This window comes from Vreelandella titanicae BH1, assembly GCF_000336575.1.
GTDB lineage: Bacteria > Pseudomonadota > Gammaproteobacteria > Pseudomonadales > Halomonadaceae > Vreelandella > Vreelandella titanicae.
In genome coordinates this window covers 227620-243990 of sequence record NZ_AOPO01000005.1, presented here as the reverse complement: position 1 = coordinate 243990, position 16371 = coordinate 227620, and the positions used below count along the sequence as shown (strand labels likewise).

14 protein-coding genes and 1 pseudogene are annotated in these 16371 nt (G+C 57.5%); 8 read left to right on the top strand and 7 right to left on the bottom strand.

What is annotated here, in order from left to right:
- Window positions 1-11: 11 nt before the first annotated feature.
- The 4 genes from HALTITAN_RS11890 to HALTITAN_RS11875 form a co-directional block, all read right to left on the bottom strand.
- Window positions 12-1640, bottom strand: coding sequence for an acyl-CoA synthetase (locus HALTITAN_RS11890; protein ID WP_009287259.1), 1629 nt, complete (start codon window positions 1638-1640; stop codon window positions 12-14).
- A 134-nt stretch (window positions 1641-1774) separates the two neighbouring features.
- A complete protein-coding gene (locus HALTITAN_RS11885) occupies window positions 1775-3562 on the bottom strand; it encodes an acyl-CoA dehydrogenase (protein ID WP_009287258.1) in 1788 nt (595 codons plus the stop codon).
- A 123-nt stretch (window positions 3563-3685) separates the two neighbouring features.
- A complete protein-coding gene (locus HALTITAN_RS11880; RefSeq protein WP_009287257.1) occupies window positions 3686-5059 on the bottom strand; it encodes an MFS transporter in 1374 nt (457 codons plus the stop codon).
- Window positions 5060-5239: 180 nt separating this feature from the next.
- Window positions 5240-5884: a class I SAM-dependent methyltransferase gene (locus tag HALTITAN_RS11875; protein ID WP_039859295.1), complete on the bottom strand. Its 645-nt coding sequence runs from the start codon at window positions 5882-5884 to the stop codon at window positions 5240-5242.
- 40 nt (window positions 5885-5924) lie between these two features.
- Here HALTITAN_RS11875 and HALTITAN_RS11870 point away from each other — a divergent pair, with 40 nt between their 5' ends.
- The 4 genes from HALTITAN_RS11870 (at window position 5925) to HALTITAN_RS11855 (ending at window position 8118) form a co-directional block, all read left to right on the top strand.
- Window positions 5925-6308 carry a VOC family protein gene (locus HALTITAN_RS11870; protein WP_022520529.1) on the top strand — a complete coding sequence of 128 codons (384 nt, stop codon included), beginning with the start codon at window positions 5925-5927 and terminating at the stop codon, window positions 6306-6308.
- Window positions 6309-6420: 112 nt separating this feature from the next.
- Window positions 6421-6810 carry a DUF4870 family protein gene (locus HALTITAN_RS11865; protein WP_022520530.1) on the top strand — a complete coding sequence of 130 codons (390 nt, stop codon included), beginning with the start codon at window positions 6421-6423 and terminating at the stop codon, window positions 6808-6810.
- A gap of 2 nt (window positions 6811-6812) precedes the next feature.
- Window positions 6813-7748 (top strand): lysophospholipid acyltransferase family protein, encoded by a 936-nt coding sequence (locus HALTITAN_RS11860; protein WP_039859294.1) that lies wholly within the window; start codon window positions 6813-6815, stop codon window positions 7746-7748.
- A 19-nt stretch (window positions 7749-7767) separates the two neighbouring features.
- Window positions 7768-8118 (top strand): DUF4870 family protein, encoded by a 351-nt coding sequence (locus tag HALTITAN_RS11855; RefSeq protein ID WP_039859293.1) that lies wholly within the window; start codon window positions 7768-7770, stop codon window positions 8116-8118.
- 20 nt (window positions 8119-8138) lie between these two features.
- Here HALTITAN_RS11855 and HALTITAN_RS11850 read toward each other — a convergent pair whose 3' ends face one another.
- Window positions 8139-9743, bottom strand: coding sequence for an alkaline phosphatase family protein (locus HALTITAN_RS11850; protein WP_009287254.1), 1605 nt, complete (start codon window positions 9741-9743; stop codon window positions 8139-8141).
- Between the two features lie 238 nt (window positions 9744-9981).
- Between HALTITAN_RS11850 and HALTITAN_RS11845 the strand changes: the two genes are divergently transcribed.
- The 3 genes from HALTITAN_RS11845 (at window position 9982) to HALTITAN_RS11835 (ending at window position 13212) form a co-directional block, all read left to right on the top strand.
- Entirely contained in the window at window positions 9982-11544 is a 1563-nt protein-coding gene (locus tag HALTITAN_RS11845) for an OpgD/OpgG family glucan biosynthesis protein (protein ID WP_051052011.1), read from the top strand.
- 72 nt (window positions 11545-11616) lie between these two features.
- The gene (locus HALTITAN_RS11840) at window positions 11617-12399 is read left to right on the top strand and encodes an FkbM family methyltransferase (RefSeq protein WP_035538567.1); all 783 of its coding nucleotides are present in this window, start codon (window positions 11617-11619) and stop codon (window positions 12397-12399) included.
- A gap of 21 nt (window positions 12400-12420) precedes the next feature.
- Entirely contained in the window at window positions 12421-13212 is a 792-nt protein-coding gene (locus HALTITAN_RS11835) for a creatininase family protein (RefSeq protein WP_009287251.1), read from the top strand.
- A 194-nt stretch (window positions 13213-13406) separates the two neighbouring features.
- Here HALTITAN_RS11835 and ribA read toward each other — a convergent pair whose 3' ends face one another.
- The gene (gene ribA / locus HALTITAN_RS11830; RefSeq protein WP_009287250.1) at window positions 13407-14510 is read right to left on the bottom strand and encodes a GTP cyclohydrolase II RibA; all 1104 of its coding nucleotides are present in this window, start codon (window positions 14508-14510) and stop codon (window positions 13407-13409) included.
- Window positions 14511-14622: 112 nt separating this feature from the next.
- On the opposite strand from ribA, the gene HALTITAN_RS26045 reads away from it, so the two are divergent.
- On the top strand, window positions 14623-15465 hold the full coding sequence (locus HALTITAN_RS26045; protein WP_161463351.1) for a dihydrofolate reductase family protein: 843 nt from the start codon (window positions 14623-14625) through the stop codon (window positions 15463-15465).
- 60 nt (window positions 15466-15525) lie between these two features.
- Here the strand turns inward: HALTITAN_RS26045 and HALTITAN_RS26040 are convergent.
- A pseudogene (locus HALTITAN_RS26040) lies at window positions 15526-16368 on the bottom strand (lysylphosphatidylglycerol synthase transmembrane domain-containing protein); the annotation flags it as partial.
- Between the last annotated feature and the right edge of the window lie 3 nt (window positions 16369-16371).

Genomic DNA, 16371 nt, shown 5'->3' with positions numbered 1-16371 from the left:
TGGGGGGGTTATCAATGCTGCTTAGCTTCTTCGCGCAATACGAATTTCTGAATCTTGCCCGTTGAGGTTTTCGGGAGCTCGCTGAAAATGACCGTTTTGGGCACTTTATAGCCCGCCAAATGTTCGCGACAGTGAGCAATAATGTCAGCTTCGGTGACTTCGCCGTAACCGACTTTGAGCTTCACAAAGGCACAGGGCGTTTCACCCCACTTCTCGTCGGGCTTAGCGACCACCGCGGCCTCTTCAACGGCGGGATGGCCATAAATAGCGTCCTCCACCTCGATGGTGGAGATATTTTCACCGCCAGAAATAATGATGTCCTTGGAGCGGTCTTTAATCTCGATATAGCCATCCGGATGCCAAACCGCCAGGTCGCCGGTGTGGTACCAGCCGCCCTCCAGCGCCTGCTCGGTGGCTTCCGGGTTCTTTAAATAGCCCTTCATAACGTTATTGCCGCGCATGAGTATCTCACCCATGGTTTGGCCATCCTTGGGCACTGGCTCCATGGTGAGCGGATCAGCCACGCACAGCGCTTCGAGCATGTGGTAGCGCACCCCCTGGCGGGCTTTAATTTTGGCTCGTGCTTCCAGCGGCAATTCATCCCACGCTTCCCGCCAGGCGCAGACGGTTACCGGCCCGTAGACTTCCGTCAGGCCATAAACGTGGGTTACCTCAATGCCCAGCTTCTCCACCCCGGCGATCACCGAGGCAGGCGGCGCGGCACCGGCGGTGGTGACTTTGACCGGATGATCGAACTGATGCTTATCTTCCGCAGGCAGGTTCACGAGGCCATTAAGAATAATCGGCGCCCCGCTGAAGTGGGTGACCTTCTCTTCGGCAATGAGCTGCATGATCTTTTTAGGATCGACGCGACGCAGGCAAACGTTAACCCCGGCGTTGGCGGCAATCGTCCATGGGAAGCACCAGCCGTTGCAGTGGAACATCGGCAGCGTCCACAGATAGATAGGGTGATGGGGCATTGCCCACTCCATGATATTGCTCACCGCATTTAGGTAAGCGCCGCGGTGGTGGTAGACCACGCCCTTGGGTTTGCCGGTGGTGCCGGAGGTGTAGTTGAGCGAGATCGCATCCCACTCATCCCCAGGCAGTTGATAGGCAAAATTGGTGTCGCCCTCGTTAAGCAGCGCTTCGTACTCAATCTCGCCAATGCCCTGGGTCTCGCCGAGAAACTCCACATCGGCGACATCGATGATCAGCGGCTTGTGGGTTAGCTTGGCAACGGCTTGCTGGATGACCTCGGCAAACTCGGGGTCAACCAGAATGGCTTTCGCCTCGCCATGTTCCAGCATATAGCTGATCGCCTCAGCATCCAGGCGAATATTCAGCGTATTAAGCACGCAGCCGGCCAGCGGCACGCCAAAGTGTGCTTCAAACATGGCGGGGATATTGGGCAGCATCGCCGCCACTGTCTGACCCGGCTGAATGCCCCGCTTTTCGAGCGCCGAGGCAAGCTGGCGGCAGCGCGACCAGGTTTCGCTCCAGGTGCGTCGCGTACTGCCATGTACCACCGCCGGGTAATCGGGATAGATCGACGCCGAGCGCTCGATAAAGGTCAGCGGTGAAAGCGGCACGTGATTGGCAGCAGTTTTGGGCAAGCCTTGCTCAAAGGTAGCGGTCATGGTCGGCTCCTGACTTTTGTTGATGTTATTGAAAGCGTTCGTTTTAATGTCTTGTTTAAAATGGTTGTTTTGATCGCTTAGAAACAGCGCCGCCGCCTCAAGGGGCGGCGGCGGCGTGAAGCTGAAAATTAGCGTTAGTGAACCTCAAAATCGCTTAAGCACTGCATACCCGCCTCAATCACCGTGCGCTGGGCGCGGCCTACCGGCAGCCATTGAGTGATGGCAAATTCGGCGCTGCGCATCTTGGCAGTATAGAAGGGATCATCACTGCCGTTGTTAAGGGCAGCATGGGCGCTGAGAGCCGCCAGCCCCATCTGCCAAGCACACAGCACGTGGCCCGCCAAGTTCAGGAACGGCGTTGCGTAAGCCTGCACCGCATCTGCGCCGGTTTCAGGGTCACTGCCTTGTTCCAGCACAATTGCCTGGGCAGCTTTCAAATCCTCAAGCCCTGCGGCCAAACCACTGCCCAACGCTGACAAAGCGGGGTCGGCATTGAGTTGCTCCACAGTGGCGGAAACGTCGTGAAGCAGCGCGGCGAGCGCTTCACCGTTATCACGCTGGAGTTTACGCCCCGCCAAGTCGAGCGCTTGAATGCCGTTGGTACCTTCGTAAATCGGGGCAATGCGGGCATCGCGCAGTAGCTGGGCAGCACCGGTCTCTTCCACATAGCCCATCCCACCGTGCACCTGAATCCCCATGGAGGCGATATCCACTGCCTGATCGGTAGAGAAGCTTTTGATCACGGGAATCAAAATATCCGCGCGGGCCTGGGCGGTTTGGCGGGCATCGTTACTTTCAGCGCGGCGGGCGGTATCCAACTCTGCGGCGCAGTAGAGCGCCAGGGCGCGCAGCGCATCGGTGCGGGAACGCATGGAGAGCAGCATGCGGCGCACGTCTAAATGATCGCTGATACTGCATTCAGCGCCGCCACGGGTTTTGGGAGAGCGCCCTTGGCGACGCTCCAACGCATAGGCAAAGGCGTGCTGGCAGGCACGTTCGGCCACGCCAATACCCTGAATACCGACTTTGTGACGCGCCTCGTTCATCATGGTAAACATATGATTAAGGCCACGCCCTTCTTCGCCAACAAGGTAGCCAATCGCCCCGCCGTTTTCACCAAAGCTCAGGGTGCAGGTGGGCGAGCCATGAATGCCCAGTTTGTGCTCGATAGAGGCGCAGGTGACGTCGTTGCGCTCGCCCAAGGAGCCGTCTTCATTGATCAGGAACTTGGGTACCAGAAACAGGGAAATACCTTTGTTGCCTTCCGGCGCATCGGGTTTGCGGGCTAGCACAAGATGGATAATATTTTCGGCGGCATCGTGTTCGCCCCAGGTGATATAGATCTTCTGGCCGCTGATGCGGTAATGGTCGTTTTCAGGTACCGCGCGAGTGCGTACTTGGGAGAGATCCGAGCCCGCTTGGGATTCGGTCAGGTTCATAGTGCCCGTCCAGGTGCCTTCCACCAGTTTGGGCAAGTAGGTCGCTTTGAGCGCATCGCTACCGTGATGGGCCAGCGCTTCGATAGCGCCAGCGGTCAGCATGGGGCAGAGCCCCAGCGCCATATTGGCACCGTGAAGCATCTCCTGCACCGCACTGGCAACCACTTCTGGCAGGTTCTGACCACCTAGTGCTTCTGATACACCAATACCGTTCCAGCCACCCTCGACATAAGCCTGGTAAGCCGTCGCGAAGCCTTCTGGCGTCGTCACACTGCCATCGGAGTGGCGCTTGGCCCCTTGCTGATCACCAATCTTATTAAGCGGGCCCCAAATGTCACCGGCCAGTTTTGCGGCCTCTTCGAGTACCGCCTCGACCAAGTCTGGCGTGGCCTCTTCAAAGCCCGGCAGGCTAAGCGAACGGTGCGCTAGCAGCTCTTCAAGCACAAAGCGCAAATCGCGTACCGGTGCGGCGTAAACATTCATAGCGAACCTCGGGCTGAAAATTAAACAATTGTTTGAAAGTGTACCCTTGATAGTAGTAACACTCTCTTGCCCACACCATTAGCCCAAGGTATCACCCGCTATGATTAGCGTCCTCACCCGTCTTTACTTTCGCTCACTTGCTTGCTCCACATCATCATAATAAGTGATATGGCTCTCATCTTCCGCAGGCGGCCCTACCACCGGTTCAGCGGCGTCGACGTCCCATACGGCATCTGAGAGATCCTCCAAGTGCTCGTGCTCCAGTGCCCCCTGCATCAACTCCTCGGTGACCACCAGCTCAGCACCAGCAGCGGTCATTGGCGTAGTCGGCGTAAAGGGTGCCACAGGCACAGGCGCCGGACGCACGCTACGCCGCCAGGAGAAGAACATAACAAAGAACAGACTTAGTGAGCCGAAGGCCCAAAACAGACCCGCATCGCCCATCGCGGTCATCACCGGAGAAATCATTAGCGGGCTGATCGTGGCGCCAATGGAGTTGATCAGCAACAGGCCCTGGCTCATACGCACCAGCGCCCCTGCGGGGGCGCGGTCGGCGGCGTGGCTCACCGCCACCGGGTAGAGCGCAAATACCCCACCGCCAAGCAAGAATAGCAGTACCGCCAACAGCGGCGTAGAGAGCGGCAGCCAAAGCATCGCCGCCGAGATCAGCACGCAGAAACCGCTAATGCCAATCAGTACCATTTGTCGGTCATGGCGATCCGACCAACGGCCAATCGGGTACTGCAGCAGCATCGCGCCCATAATCACCACCGCCATCATCTGCCCCACCTGACTGACACTCATGCCAATACGCTGTAAATAGAGCGGGAGCAGTGTGTACGCTGCGGCTACCACCATCCCAGAGCCTAAACTACCCATCACACCGGTGGGCGTCAGGGTGATCAAACGGTGCGGGGGAAGCGGTTCGGCGTGCTCCATAATCGGTGACACGCGAGGAATCATCGCCATAGGTAGCACAGAGAGCGAGGCCAGTAGCCCAATCACCATAAAGGGCGCAGTGACGCCCATGGCGTTGGTAACACCCAGCAGCAGTTGGCCCAATACACCGGCGGCGTAAAGTGAAATCATATAAAGCGCCAGCAGGCGGCCGCGAACCTTCTGGTCGCCTGACGTGAGCAGCCAGCTTTCGATAACCAGATAAACCCCAACCGTGGCCCAGCCGCCGATAAGGCGCAGTACAAACCAGGCCCAGGGGTCGAAGAACAAGCCTTGCAGCAGCACCGTGACGGCCACTAATGAGGCAAAACTACCGTAAGCGCGAATATGGCCAATGCGCAGCAACAGGCGGTCATTCACCATTGCGCCCAACGCTAAACCGATAAAGTAAGCCGACGAGACAATACCGATGACCGTGGCCGACTCACCGGCAGCATCCAAGCGCACGGTAATTAAGGTGGCAAGAAAACCGTTGCCAATCCCGAGAATGAAGAGCCCTAACAGGGGCGCCAGCGCCATGGCTAGCAGTTGCCGCGACATGAAAACCTCGTCTTGCCTAAAAGTGGTGAAACAAAGGACTGAAAACAGGCGTAAAAACGCTACTAAGCGTGTTCACAGGAACCGTCATCTCACCTGGCACATCGAGTCAGGCCGGGATAGCGGCGCGCAATTATTACCCCAAAGGGGGCAAAGTCAATGCTTTTCTAACGTTATAATTATTCACGTTAGCGTTTTGTGTAGAATAACCGTGTCTGGCCCAGGAAATTCCACTACTAAACTATTCTTTTGTGCCCACCAACGGAAGGTCTCCTCACTAAAAAAGCTGATATGGGTGGGGTCGCTAATATAGTGCCAGCGGGCAAAAGCCTCCGGCGAAGTGACGCGCTTGGTCATTAAGCCCAGATAGCCACCTGGCGAGAGCTGAGCCGCCAACTGCGTAAGCACCTTGCCGGGCTGCGCCAAGTGCTCAACAACTTCTGTGGCGGTGATAAAATCATATATTTGTGTCAAAACTGAGGCATCGGGGGCGTAAAAAAGGTCGTAAATAGCCATCGAGTGCCCCTGCTCTGCGAACATAACCGACAGCGTCGGCCCTGGCCCTGAACCAAAATCAAGACCGCGGGCGTTGGGTTCGAGCTTAGCTAACAGCGGGGTAAATAAACGCCCTAAAAAGCGCCGGTATCCCGTATCATGCGGCGAGTTTTGATGTTTATCGTATTCGGCCTTTTCTGCAGCGGCGCTTAAATGCTGCTCGGGGGGGACAAATACCAGCTTGCACGTGGCACACTGGTAGTAGTCACGACGCCGATCCCGGTGGTAGGGCGCAGTAGTGGGCTCCACACAGAGCGGACAGCAGCGCATCATCGTATTCTCTGGCTTATCGTTACGTATTAAGGAAGGTGGCATGCTATCAGGTCTGGATCATCTTGTTGTAACCGTGACCGATATGGGTCGCGCAGTCGATTTTTACTCACGCGTTTTGGGCCTAGACGTGCGCTATCGCGATGCCCAACGGGTCGATTTAATGCTCGGTGATACGGCACTTCGCCTACATCAAACCGACACCGATATTGCCCCCATTTCAGCCACACCCACCCCTGGCAGCCTGGACTTATGCCTGCGCTGCCAGCTGCCGCTGGATGAGTTCAAGCAGCATTTAGATGCGCTGGCGATAGACGTAGAGCTAGGCCCCGTCGCCCGCCAAGGCGCCACAGGCCCGATTGAGTCGATTTATCTGCGTGACCCGGACGGTAACCTGCTAGAGATTTGCCGCCCCTCTTCGCGTTAATGCTAAGTCTAATGAATCAAGGTATTATATATCGCGCTTAAATAGCGCGCACTGATGTGCCAAGCACCATCACCCACTTCAGCATCTATACAATTGAATGAAAGGAAACGTTATGCTTGATAACGAAAGTGAATCCCCACTCGACGGCCAAGTCGTAAGCGAAGAGCAGAGCTCCCAGCCCGACACAACCATGGCAATGGTTATTTATGCGCTCTATCTGGCCAGTTTTATCCTTGGTTTTACGTCGATTATTGGTGTGGTCATTGCCTATGTCTATAAGGGCAAAGGCCCTACGTGGCTGGACGAGCACTACCGCTACCAGATCCGCACCTTCTGGATAGGATTGGTGTACGGCATTATTTTCTCGATATTGCTCTTTGCAGTGATCGGTTTCCCACTTTTGCTGGCGCTAGCCGTGTGGTTCATTATTCGCTGTGTTAAAGGTTTCAAAGGGCTGCAAGAGAAGCGCGCACCTTCCAATGTAGATACTTGGTTGATTTAACGATGACACCACAGGGGGCTAATAACGCTAGGCGTTTTTCCAAAGCCAGTGCGATCAGTTGGCTGTGGCGTCAACTGTCACGCTGGCCGCTTGCGCGCCTGTGGCGTATTTCTTCGGCGCTCGGCCCCCTGGTTTACCGCTTTAATAAGCGTGAGCGTTGGGTAACCGATCGCAACTTAGCGATCGTTTACCCAGACCTCTCCATTGCTGAACGTAAAACCCTTGGTCAGCACAGTTTACACCACTCAACGGCTACGATGTTGGAGCTGGGCCACGCCTGGATGGCGGAACCAAACAAGGTAGAGACCAGCATTTTAGCGGTGCACGGTCGCGACAAGCTCGATAACGCCCGCACCGAAGGCCGCGGCGTGATTGTGCTTGCCCCGCACTTCGGCAACTGGGAGGTGCTTAACTTTTGGCTCTCGAGCCATTTCCCTTTCACCGCCATGTACGAGCCACCCAAAATCACCGCCCTCGATCCCGTCATTCGTCATGGCCGCGAGCGTATGGGGGCAAGTTTGGTTCCCACCAACCCCCGCGGCGTTGCGGCATTACTTAAAGCGCTTAAACGCAGCGAAGCGATTGGCATACTACCTGACCAGGAGCCCGACTGGGGCAGCGGCGTTTTTGCACCCTTCTTTGGTCGCGAGGCTTACACCGCCACCCTGCTGCCGAAATTGGTCGCCCGCACCCAGGCACGGGTAGTCACCGGCGTCGCGCTACGTATTCCTGGTAAAGGGTTTGAGATCCATTTTCTGGATGCCGACGAGCGGGTCTATAGCGACGATGATGTGCAGTCTGCCACAGGCGTCAATGCCAGCGTCGAGAGTGCGATTGCCTTGGAGCCTGCACAGTATCAATGGGAGTACAAGCGCTACCGTAAAGTAGTGCAGGAGCAGCAAAATCTAGCCAACTTTCGCGACTATCGTCTTTATTAGGCTGAAAAAGAGAGAACTGATGGCACAACCCCCTACACCCCGCGATGAGATACGCGCTCCGCAGATTATCTACGCGCTTTACTTAGCGGGTATTGTCACTGCCAATATCACCCTGCTGATTGGCGTAATCATCGCCTATGTTTATCGTAAAGAAGCGGCGCCCTGGCTGCAGCAGCACTACCGGTATCTGATCCGCACCTTCTGGATCGGCACGCTCTATGCCGGCATCGCCTTTTTACTCAGCATTGTGATAGTCGGCACCCTGCTCTGGCCGCTGCTAGCGGTATGGCTAGGCGTGCGCTGCGTACTCGGCTGGGTCGATGTTCGCAAAGGGCTAACACCGGCACGCCCTAATAGCTGGCTTTGGTAAGCCGCAAGTCATTCCGCCCTTCACTCATCACCATCCTCGGTGTAAACATCATTTAACTCTCCAAAATCGGCTTGTAGCCAGTGGCGTAATTGGCTCATTCTAGGTGCGTCGCGCGACTCTTCGAGCGTAGGCAACGTGCCGGGAACAAAGCCACGCTTTATAAAGGGCGCCAATAGCTCAGGGTCGCCACTAATAATATGCACCGGTACTGCCGCGCTGGCATCGTCACCGGTAATCAACGGCGCGGCTTGATGATCCCCCAGCACTATCATCAAGGTATTATCATCCACTACACGTTCAGCCCAGCGGCCGGTGACTTTCACAGCGTAGTCCACCGACCAGGCGTAGTGGTCACGAATGCGCTCAATGTCCTGCCACAGCACTTCTGGTGGGTCACCGGCATCCTCCCAGGGGGCAAAAATACGCCCATCGCCAATGGATGACCAATTGTCCAGTACCGGCAGAATCGGCGTCCATGGGGCATGGCTGGAGATCAGTGCCAATTGGGCAAACACCGGTGTCTCACCTAGCAAGTAGCGCTGGGTGTAATCGAGAGTGAATTGATCCGGCATGGTTACCCAGTTGAGAGCAGGCCCGGCGTAAGCGATATCTTTCGCTGCGGCAATTTCATCGAAACCGTAGGCCTCCCCTTCCGGCCACGCCAGGGTAATGGCGGGCATCACACTGAGGGTTCGCTGACCAGTGGCACGAAAATCATCGATCAAAGTGGAGTGGCCGCTGTCCAACATCAGCTGATACCACAGCTGGTTGTCGATCCAGCGGCCGCTGAGGGCTGTCGCGTGGGCTAGCCATGACTGCCCACCACGAATGGGTGAGGCCAACATGCCAGAGACCACGTGGAGGTTATGCTCCCCCAGGCGCTGTTGCATCTCGGCTAGAGTAGGCAGTAGAACGTCGGAGTAACGTGGGTTTTCCAGCGCCGAGATACCGTAGGACTCAATAAAAGTGAGCAGTACATTGCGCCCCGCCACCCCCGGTAGTGGTCGCGCCTCCATTGGTGCGGCCTCCAGCTGTGCAGTAAAGGCGAGGCGGGCGGCGTGGGTATCGGTAATTTGCTGCCACTGAAAACGCGTGGTGTCCACCGCTGGCAAGCGCGCGCTTTCTATCAGCCGTACTCCATTGAGTTCAAGCGCCGCACCGGTAGTGGCAGTGGCCAGCAGCGTTAACGCGACCACGCCAGGCAGGCGCTTAACAGAGTAGGCAACGGGTGGCATCATCAGGCGTGCCAAAACCAGAGTGATGGCTATCAGCAGGGCAACCCCCAGCAGCATTGCGCAAACTGCCAACAGTTGACCTACATTACCTACTAGCAGGTGATAAATTGAGCGCAGCAAAGGTATATCAAGATAAAGATTAAGTGGCCGGGCAAACGCCATTTGGGTGGCGGCTGTGCCTAGATTCGCGGCGGTTGCCAACATCACCCAACTAACGAGTCCGATGGACACTATGCGGCGCGTTTGGCCGACAGGAAGCAGCAACATGAGCGGCGCAATGATAAGCGCCTCCCAAGCGAGCAAATATGAGCTGATCTCGCCAAAACGCCACCAGAGCGGCGCGATGAGTAAGAAATTCAGCGTTAGAAGCATTAGTAATAATCGACTCATCGCATCCCCATAGGTGCCTACTTTAGCTTACAGTGTCAAAGGTACAGTCTGTCAGCGCTTGGTCTCGTTGAGTAGCTGTACCCAATCGCAAGATAAGAGAGCAAGGAATAAGGCTGCTGAAAAGCGCAACAATCATGTACTGTAATATTTTATCGTATAGTTGTTGTGTAAAAATTTCACGCTTTGCTTGGCTTTAGGCCATGCGCTTTGCAGGCCCTCACCGGAAAGGATTTCGCCCATGCGTTGTAATCAAGTTGGTAGGAAGCCGGTTGCCAAGTGGCGGCCTGGCAAATGGATAGTGTTAATTGGCTGCGCGCTGACCTTGCCAGCGTTGGCCGCAGACGATGCGCACTTCAGGCAGGTTATTGAACGCGCCAAACAGCTTGCTCAAGAAACCTACCAAGCCCCGGAAGAGACCTTACCAGAGGTATTGCGTGAGCTTGACTACGATACCTACCGGCAAATTCGCTTTGATCCCGAACACGCCTACTGGAAAGACGAGAGCCCTTTTAACCTACAGTTATTTCATAGCGGCTTTCTGTTTCAAACCCCGATTGCCTTGAACGTTATCGAAAACGACACGGTAACGCCCCTGCCCTTTTCAGCAGAGGACTACACCTACGATGGCAATGCCGCCGCACTGAAAGAGCAAGACTTAGCCGGCAGCGGCCATGCGGGGTTTCGCCTCCACTACCCTCTTAACAGCGATGACTACGCCGACGAATTTGGTGTATTTCTCGGTGCCAGCTACTTCCGCATTGTGGGGCGTGACCAGGCTTACGGACTCTCTACCCGCGGGCTGGCGATCGATACCGCCTCACCAGATGGCGAAGAGTTTCCGGCATTTCGCGAGTTTTGGCTCTATAAACCCGAGGCTGATGCCGAACAGATTGAACTGCTGGCGTTAATGGATAGCCCCTCGGTCAGCGGCGCCTATCGCTTTGTTATCCAACCCGGTGAGAATACTCAGGTCGAGGTCGAAGCGGAGCTGTTTGCCCGGCAAGATATTACCAAGCTGGGCGTTGCACCGCTCACCAGTATGTTTACTTATGGTGAGGCAAGCCGCGAGCGGCCGGACGATTTTCGTCCACAGGTGCACGACTCCGACGGCCTACTGATACATGCCGGTAGCGGTGAGTGGATCTGGCGCCCGCTGAGTAACCCATCTCACCTGCATACATCCGCCTTTGTAGACGACTCCCCTCAAGGCTTTGGATTAATGCAACGGGAACGGGATTTTAACCGCTATTTGGATACCGAAGCCCAGTATCACCGTCGCCCCAGCCAATGGGTTGTCCCGCTGGATGATTGGGGGCCGGGCCACGTGGAACTTGTCGAAATCCCTACCCCCGATGAGACTCACGACAATATAGTCGCCTACTGGGTGGCGGACGACACCCTGGATGCCGGCGAATCGCGCCGCCTGCACTATCTCACTCACACGCTGAACACTCAGCCTGATGCGCACAATCTTGGCCGCGCCATTCGCACTCGTCATGGCAATGCGGCGGTGCCGGGGCAAGCGGACTCTGCCTCACAAGGCCAGCGCCAGTTTATTGTCGACTTTCAGGGAGGTGCCTTAGAGGAGCTCACCGCTGACCAGCCCGTCGAGTTAGATATTAGCGCCCAACACGGCGAGGTACTGCTCCCCCAGGTCACCGCGCTGCCCAACAATGGCTGGCGAGCCAGCTTCCGGCTACCCGCCAGCGATCAACCCAGCGATGTTCGCCTAAGGCTCACCTTAAACGGCGAACCAGTTAGCGAAACCTGGAATTACGTGTGGTATCCCGATGACGAATAGCACTTATCAAGCCAACCTTATCTCGCCAGCGCCTGTGTGGATCAAGGCACGTCCATTCAGAGAGCCCAACTAATGCGGCGCATGGCGCTACGACGACTGCGCAGCGCGGGTGGGCTAGCCCGCTCGCTGTTTATTTATTGGCGGCCTGGGCGTCAGCGTGGCCTGCAGCGCCTCTATCAGCCTTTCATACAACCCGGCACCGTTGCCTTTGATATTGGCGCGCATCTAGGCGACCGTAGCGCAGCTTTTCATGCGCTCGGCGCCAAGGTGGTGGCGCTGGAGCCCCAGCCCGACCTCGCCAAATGGTTTAAACGCCTGGTAAAACCGCCGACCATTACCCTGCTGCCGATGGCGGCGGGCCCTACGGTGGGCTTTGCCGAGATCGCGATCAGCCCCAGCAACCCGACCCTTTCCACCCTGGCCACCGAGTGGCGGGAGCAGATCGGCGAACGCAACGCAGGCTTTAGTCAGGTACGGTGGGAGCAGCGTTTACGGGTGCCAGTGACCACGCTGGATGCGTTAATTGACGAGTATGGCGAACCCAGCTTTATAAAAATCGACGTTGAAGGCTTTGAGGCGGAGGTTTTGGCGGGGCTAAATTGCCCGGTGGCCGCGCTGTCGGTGGAGTTTGTGGCAGGTGCCCTGGAAATAAACGACGCCTGCGTGAACCACTTAAGCCGCCTTGGCGAGTACCGCTACAACGTGGTAGCTGGTGAGCAGCGCCACTTTCGCTGGGCCGAGTGGCAAACGCCACAAGCGGTTAGCGAGTGGCTAAGCGCAGGGGCCGAAGGATTGCCTTCCGGTGACCTGTACGCCTGCCGCTCGGATCATCGATTACTTCTGAATGATGCTTAATACCTAAAGGCTTCTCATTTTATGATTCACCACTGGCAAACCCTCACCGCTCCGCAGTTAGCCGAGTTCGCCCAATGCGACCCTGTAGCGGTACTGGTGCTCGGTGCCATTGAGCAGCACGGCACTCACCTCCCTTTAGCCACCGACTTGACTATTGGTGAGGGACTGCAGGCCGCTATGTTGGAGAAGCTGGATACTCACCTGAACGTAATCTGCCTACCGCCGATTGCGGTGGGCGCCAGCGACGAGCACGCCAATTTTCCCGGCACGCTCAGCCTACCCGCGCCGCTGGCCATTGCTACTCTTGAAGCCTACGGCGACAGCTTAGCCCACGCCGGCATTCGCCGCCTGGTGCTGATTAACAGCCATGGTGGTAATAAGGCAGTGATGGATTTGGCAGGGTTAACCCTGCGTCGGCAGCATGGTATGCGCGTGGTCAAAGCGACTTACACACGGCTACCACCGCTAGAGGGCGCGATTGCCTTTGAAGAGTTGCGCTACGGCTTACACGGAGGACTGCTCGAAACCGCTATGATGCTCTATTTAGCGCCAACGCTGGTGCAGCTGGACGGCTATCAGGCCACCCCGCCTGCAGCGCCCCAAGGCGATGCATTAGTGAGCGCAGAAGGTGCTGCGGCTTTTGCCTGGCTGGCAGAAGACTTAAGCACCCAAGGCGTAGCGGGCGATGCCAGCAAGGCCAGCGCTGAACTAGGCGAGCAGCTGGTTCACCACTATGCCCGCCAACTGGCGGCCGTGGTGACGGAAACCGCCCACCTACCACCGCTAACCAACCTAGGAGCCTGCCTGACTTAACACTGATCTACTGCGAATCCCGGTATTTTGGCCAAATTTATTCGATCGATTTCGTTAAATAGCGCGCTATTCGCCTCAATCGATCGATAAATTTGGCTCAAAATCCATGCTTCTCGCGACGATCGGCCAAGCCAGACAGGCTCCTAGCCCGCTGCACCAGTGGAAGGCAGCTTTAGCTCGCGACCGTTGTGCGTTTAACGCTGGCCACTGAGCACATCTTCCAAGAAGTGCCCGCCTCGGGTGGCTTTGGCATTTAGATAGCGCTGGTTATGGTCGGTAACGCTGCCGTAAAGCGCCTGGCGTGAGACCACCTCGATACCGCCTTGACGCAATGCCTCCATCTTCAAGGGGTTATTGGTCAGCAGTTGCACCTGGTCAATGTTAAGCGCGTTAAGCATATCCACCGCCACCGCATACTGGCGCTCATCGTCACCAAAACCGAGTACTTGATCCGCATCCACGGTATCCAGGCCACCATCCTGTAAGGTGTAGGCGCGTAGTTTATTGGCTAAGCCAATGCCCCGGCCCTCTTGAGCCAAATAGAGCAGCACACCGCCACCCATGGCTTGAATATCCGCCACGGCGTTGCGTAGCTGCTCGCCGCAGTCGCAACGCAGACTGCCGAACAGGTCACCGGTTAAACACGCCGAGTGCAGGCGTAGCGGCACCGCGCCTTCCCAGCGCTCCGGTTTACCGATCACCACAGCAACGTGCTCACGCAGGCCGTCCGGCTCACGGAAAAGCACAAAGCGGCTGTCGGCAGCATCCTCGAGGGGGATATTCGCTTCGCTCACCCGCTTGAGCATGCCCGGCGCCCCGGCAAGGCATTGTGTAGCGTCTTCAGCGCTGACTTGCAGCAGGCGTCCTTCTGCCAACTGCTGCTCAATGGTCGCTGTAGCCTCTTGGCTAACAAAAGCGCAGAGCGCTGCGGGAATCAGCAGGGCTCTGCGCATCAGCGTCACGGCGCCTAGTTCGGCTATTCCGGCGGGCTTTAACCCGCTCAGTAACCCACCCGCAGGTTGTGAAAGCGTTTCCGCCGTGGCCAAGCCATTCAGCTCATTGGTGCTAATGTGAGCTACCAGCGGTAGGCTGGCGGCCTCGGCGGACAAGTTCATGCCCATCGCCGTCAGGCGGTGACGAGTAAGCACCAGCGAAGGCCGCTCGCCTGCTAGCAAAGCCAGCGCTTCGACCGATTCACTGCCTTCCAGCGCCTGCACGAGCAAACGCTGCCCACTGGCATTCACCACCACTGGCAATCCACGGCGGATGTCGAAAATAGCGCGTTCAATCTGGTACATGTAGGCCTCCTGGCTTCCTTACGAGGGGGATGGCGCATGCTTGCTCTAAACAACTTGCTCTCAACTGACGAGAGCCCGCATGATGAAGCGGATTTTCTAGCACGGAGGCGTCATGCCCGAATCCCATGTCAACATTATTGCGCTGTCCGATGCTTGGGAATGGCTGTTGGCGTTGCGTCATCGGCGCTCTTGCGATGTGGCGATCACCTTGGCGCCAACCGGCGAGTGGCAAACGGCTAAAGCGATCACCGCTGAGGCGCGAGAGCTGCTCGATTGCCTGACCCCGCTGGCCAGTCGACCGGCGTGGGTGGTGGCGCAGCTGGGACAGAGTATGGATGGCCGCATTGCCACGGAAAGCGGCCACTCCCACTACATCAACGGCCATGAAAGTTTGGTTCACCTGCATCGTCTGCGCGCTTTGGTCGACGCAGTGGTGGTCGGCGCGGGTACCGCCAGCGCCGATAACCCGCAGCTGACCGTGCGCCATGTTAGCGGCACTAACCCGACGCGGGTGGTGCTGGATCCACGCGGCCGCATTCCCAGCGACTTGGCACTGCTGAACACCGATAGCGCCCCGACGCTGCATATCGTGGGGTCTGACGTAAGGTCTGAGCTGCAGGCAACGACGAGCCTGGCCCACGTTGAACGTTGCGTACTGCCCCTGAACGCCAGCGGTCAGTTCGCTCCCCATGGTGTTGTCACCCTGCTGGCCAAGAAGGGCCTGCCGCGGGTGTTGATAGAAGGCGGCGGCATTACGGTGTCTCAGTTTATCGAAGCGGGAACTGTTGATCGACTGCATCTGCTGGTCGCCCCGCTGCTGATCGGCTCCGGTAGGCCAGGGCTGCAAATGACGCCCATCGAGACCCTTGAGAGTGCGCTGCGCCCGCCCGCGCGAACTTTCCGCTGCGGTGACGATACGCTGTTCGATCTGCGACTGCGGGATACTACCGCCTGAAGGTTGCGCTTTTTCACGACGACTCAGCGCCACCCAGATACCCGGTAGGCTCGCCAGCAACACCAGCACCCCGTAAGCCAATGACACCGCCACGCCTTGAGCGGGTGGCAGGCCGACCAGCGCCCAGACCCCGGCAGCGGCGCCTTCACGCAATCCCCATCCGGCTACCGAAAACGGGATCAGCATGGCCAGTAGCAGTACCGGTGTCAGCGCCAGCACTTGCAGCGACGGTAGCTCAACGCCAATCGCCCGAGCCGCACAGACCATTACCAGACCATAGCTCAACACAATCACCAGAGACGAAAGCAACTGCTGGGGCCACACGCCGTGCCGCAACAAACCACGCCTTACATCGCGCGCCAGGGCTTGGCACCAGCTCGGCAGCCTTGTCAGCCCATGGCTAAAACGTTGGCGCAGCAGCAGGCCGCTGGCGATGAGCGCCGCAAGAGCGGCGAATGCGCTTAACCCCACCGCTGTGATCACTGACTCACCCAGCGCGGCATGCCAGAGCGGTGAGAAAAGCAGCGCGGTTAGCGTTAGCATCACCACGGCGACCTGCCCCGAGGCGCGCTCAATAATCACCGCTCGCCAGGCGCGCCCCCTAGACTGCGCTTGAGTGGCATGGCGGTGCGCCCGCCCGGCGTCGCCTAATACACCGCCGGGCAACAGCTGATTGACCAGTAGGGCCAGGTAGTACTCCCGTAGCGCGTAAGCAAACCGCAGCGGTACATCAATAAGACCCGCGGTAAACTGCCAGCGCCAGGCGCAAAGCATGATCTGTAGCGTGCTGATGGCTAACGCCAGCACGACCCACTCCGCGGAGAAACGTTGCACCTCCGCCACAATCGCCTGGGGCTCCACCCACAACGCCACCGCACCCAGCAACGCTATGCTGACCACCATGCG